Genomic DNA, 3,895 nt, shown 5'->3' on the forward strand with positions numbered 1-3,895 from the left:
AAGTGACGGTGACTTCCCCGAGTCGTTCACCGGTGCAGTGGTGACATATGAAACAGGACAGGAAGTGAACGGAATCTGCCACCGGTTCTGCATACTCGTACTGAAAAAGGGTTCAAAGATATTTAAGACGCCAGCGACAATCCCGCTTTAGCCGCCTGCTTTACCAGCCACTGCGACACCCGAGTCTGCTGTTCTTCATTCAGCCACATGCCCAGCTTGGTACGACGCCATAGCGCATCTTCCGCGCATTTGACCCATTCATGCTCAACCAGGTAGCGAAGCTCGGCTTCATAGAACTCATGGCCAAAATCTTCCCCCAGATCGCTCAGGGTTTTGGCTTCTCCCAGCACCAGCTCGCTGTTGCTGCCATAGGTACGCGCCAGGTGGCGAGCAAGGCTTTCGCTCAGGAAACCGTAGCGACGACGCAGTTTTGCCGCGTAGTCATCGCGATCGCCGCCGATGTCACCGCCTGGCAGGCGGCATTCTTTAGTCCATGCCGGGCCGATGTTCGGGTAGTAACGCTCAAGCTTATCCAGCACGTGCTCGGCCAGCTTACGGTAGGTGGTCAGCTTGCCGCCGAAGACCGACAGTAGCGGAGCCTGGCCGTTTTCGTCATGGATATCCAGGGTGTAATCGCGGGTAACGGCCTGCGGAGAATCCGACTCATCGTCACACAGCGGGCGCACGCCAGAATAGGTCCAGACGATATCGTCTTTGGTCAGCGTCTTTTTGAAGTGAGCGTTGTAAACATTCAGCAGATAGCTCACTTCTTTATCGTCAATTTGTACCGCTTTCGGGTCGCCGTGGTACTCCACGTCGGTGGTGCCGATGATGGAGAACTCATCCATCCAAGGGATCACGAACACGATACGTTTGTCTTCGTTTTGCAGGATGTAGGCCTGTTTCTGGGTATGCACGCGCGGCACCACAATGTGGCTGCCTTTGATCAGGCGGATACCGTAAGGAGACGGCAACTGCAGGCCTTCATCAAAGAAGGTTTTCACCCAAGGGCCGGTAGCATTCACCAGGCCTTTCGCGCGCCAGGTGAAGGTTTCGCCGGTATCAATGTCCTGCGCCTCAACCACCCACATGCCGTTTTCACGTGTCGCTTTAATCGCGCGGGTACGGGTTTTCACCTCACCACCTTTGCGCGTCACCATCTGAGCGTTGGCCAGCACCAGACGAGCGTCATCCACCCAGCAGTCGGAATATTCGAAACCGCGCACGATTTCAGGCTTCAGCACGGAGTCTGCGCCAAAACGCAAGCTGGCAGAAGCCGGGAGGCTGGTGCGTTTGCCCAGATGATCGTACATAAACAGGCCAGTTCGAATCATCCATGCCGGACGAAGGTGCGGCCGGTGCGGCAAACGAAAGCGCATCGGGAAGGCAATATGCGGTGCCATTTTCAGCAGCACTTCACGCTCGGCAAGGGCTTCACTCACCAGACGAAACTCGTAATGTTCCAAGTAGCGCAGGCCGCCGTGAATAAGCTTAGAGCTGGCGGAAGAGGTAGCACAGGCCAGATCCTGCCCCTCCAGCATTAACACGGATAACCCGCGGCCAGCGGCATCCGCCGCAATACCGGCGCCGTTGATTCCACCGCCAATAACAATCAGATCTTTGGTTTCCATGTTGCCCTCACGCACTTTCGTTAAAGCTCAAAAATGTTCGATATCGCTCATAATAGCAAGTGTTCGTCCGCTTTGGTAACGAAATAAAAACATTTCTACGTGATATGGATAACATATTGGCGTTAATATCAGCGCCAGCGGGGCGCTATGCCTTAACATGCCCCTTGTTTCCTTTCTTTCTCGACGAGTAAAACCATGGATCAATTTGAATGTATTGGTGTGGAAGAAGCACACCAGAAACTCCAGCAGCAGCAGGCGGTATTAGTAGACATCCGCGATCCGCAGAGCTTTACCATGGGACACACGCCGGGGGCTTATCACCTCACCAACGACACGCTGGTGAATTTTATGCAGCAAACCGACTTCGACACGCCGGTCATGGTGATGTGCTACCACGGCAACAGCAGCAAAGGCGCCGCCCAGTATTTGCTGCAGCAGGGCTATGACCAGGTCTATAGCATCGACGGCGGCTTTGACGCCTGGCACCGTCACTTCCCGGCCGAAGTCGCTCACGGCGCGTAAAGTTCAGCCGTTTTCGCTCCCTGCGGGTATACTGCTTGCCTTTGTACGGCTTTATAGACGAACTTGGTTAAACTTTCATGATCATGATTACCTCTTTCGCCAACCCGCGCGTTGCGCAGGCTTTTGTCGATTACATGGCAACTCAGGGCGTTATTCTTACTATTCAGCAGCATACTCAAAGCGATGTCTGGCTGGCGGATGAAAGCCAGGTGCAGATCGTGCGCGCAGAGCTGGAAAGGTTCGTCGCAAATCCTGGCGACCCGCGCTATCAGGCGGCCAGTTGGAGCACCGGCCACAGCGGCGTTAGCTTCAGCTATAAACGCTATCCGTTTTTCGCCACCATCAAAGAGCGTGCCGGGCCGCTAACCCTCCTCGTTATTGGCCTGTGTATCGCGCTTTTTGTACTGCTGAATATCGTGGGCTTCGGCCCGGTTATTTCCGTGCTTGGCTGGCCGCTCGTGCCCGAGCAGCGCTTTGAGTTCTGGCGCTATTTCACGCACGGACTACTGCATTTCTCCTTGATGCACATCCTCTTTAACCTACTATGGTGGTGGTATCTGGGCGGTGCGCTGGAAAAGCGCCTCGGCACCGGCAAATTGCTGACGCTGACGCTTATCTCCACCCTGCTGAGCGGCTTTATGCAGGCGAAATTTACCGGCCCGCTGTTTGGCGGCCTGTCGGGGACGGTGTTTGCGCTGATGGGCTATGTCTGGCTGCGCGGAGAGCGAGACCCCGACAGCGGGCTGCAGATGCAGCGTGGTCTGCTGGCCTTTGCCGTCATCTGGCTGGTTATTGAGGTCTTTACTCAGTCAGTCGTTATTCCAGCTCACCTGACCGGCATGCTGGTCGGGCTGGCGATGGCGCTGGTAGATACCCTGAATGCGCGAAAACGAACATAACAATGCTGGAGTAGCTTGTGAAGCAAACACAACGTCATGACGCGATTATTGAGCTGGTTAAGCAGCAGGGATACGTCAGTACCGAAGAGTTGGTGGAACAGTTTGCCGTCAGCCCGCAAACCATCCGCCGTGATTTAAACGACCTGGCCGACCAGAATATGATTCTGCGCCATCACGGTGGCGCCGCTCTGCCTTCCAGCTCGGTCAACACTCCGTGGCACGATCGAAAAGCAACGCAAACCGCGGAAAAAGAGCGTATTGCGCAGAAAGTGGCCAGCCAGATCCCGAACGGCGCCACGCTGTTTATCGACATCGGTACCACGCCAGAAGCGGTGGCGCATGCGCTGCTTAATCACAGCAATCTGCGTATTGTGACCAACAACCTCAACGTGGCGAACACGCTGATGGCGAAAGAAGATTTCCGGATTATCCTGGCCGGCGGGGAACTGCGCAGCCGCGATGGCGGTATCATCGGCGAGGCCACGCTGGACTTTATTTCCCAGTTCCGCCTCGACTTCGGCATTCTCGGCATCAGCGGCATCGACAGCGACGGTTCACTGCTGGAGTTTGACTACCACGAGGTTCGCACCAAGCGCGCGATTATCGAAAACTCCCGCAGCGTGCTGTTAGTAGTAGATCACTCGAAGTTTGGCCGTAATGCGATGGTGAACCTGGGCAGTATTAGCCTGGTGGATACCGTGTACACCGATGTGGTGCCGCCGGCGGGGGTGATGCAGGTGATTAAAGAGAATAACGTGCAGCTGGAGCTGTGCTGAGGTTTGTACACTCAGTGAGGACGCTGTCACTTAGTCACAAATACGCCCTCTGTAGGATTGGCTAAGG

Annotated in this window: 4 protein-coding genes; 3 read left to right on the forward strand and 1 reads right to left on the reverse strand. The window is 55.4% G+C overall.

The features are described 5' to 3' along the window. Positions 1-122: 122 nt before the first annotated feature. The gene (glpD, locus tag CNE01S_RS23765) at positions 123-1,631 is read right to left on the reverse strand and encodes a glycerol-3-phosphate dehydrogenase (RefSeq protein ID WP_061279140.1); all 1,509 of its coding nucleotides are present in this window, start codon (positions 1,629-1,631) and stop codon (positions 123-125) included. 195 nt (positions 1,632-1,826) lie between these two features. Between glpD and glpE the strand changes: the two genes are divergently transcribed. From glpE to CNE01S_RS23780, 3 genes are all read left to right on the forward strand, one after another. After that, positions 1,827-2,153, forward strand: coding sequence for a thiosulfate sulfurtransferase GlpE (gene glpE / locus CNE01S_RS23770; protein ID WP_061279142.1), 327 nt, complete (start codon positions 1,827-1,829; stop codon positions 2,151-2,153). Between the two features lie 77 nt (positions 2,154-2,230). Continuing rightward, positions 2,231-3,052 (forward strand): rhomboid family intramembrane serine protease GlpG, encoded by an 822-nt coding sequence (gene glpG / locus CNE01S_RS23775; protein ID WP_061279144.1) that lies wholly within the window; start codon positions 2,231-2,233, stop codon positions 3,050-3,052. Between the two features lie 17 nt (positions 3,053-3,069). After that, on the forward strand, positions 3,070-3,828 hold the full coding sequence (locus CNE01S_RS23780) for a DeoR/GlpR family transcriptional regulator (protein WP_008457897.1): 759 nt from the start codon (positions 3,070-3,072) through the stop codon (positions 3,826-3,828). The last annotated feature ends 67 nt before the right edge of the window (positions 3,829-3,895 follow it).

This window comes from Cedecea neteri NBRC 105707 = ATCC 33855 (genome assembly GCF_001571265.1).
In the GTDB taxonomy this organism is placed as follows: Bacteria; Pseudomonadota; Gammaproteobacteria; order Enterobacterales; family Enterobacteriaceae; genus Cedecea; species Cedecea neteri.

Bases quoted from the DNA above. Each gene is read 5' to 3' on its own strand.
- glpG (WP_061279144.1), top strand. From the start codon at position 2,231: ATGATCATGATTACCTCTTTCGCCAACCCGCGCGTTGCGCAGGCTTTT.
- glpD (WP_061279140.1), bottom strand. From the start codon at position 1,631: ATGGAAACCAAAGATCTGATTGTTATTGGCGGTGGAATCAACGGCGCC.
- glpE (WP_061279142.1), top strand. From the start codon at position 1,827: ATGGATCAATTTGAATGTATTGGTGTGGAAGAAGCACACCAGAAACTC.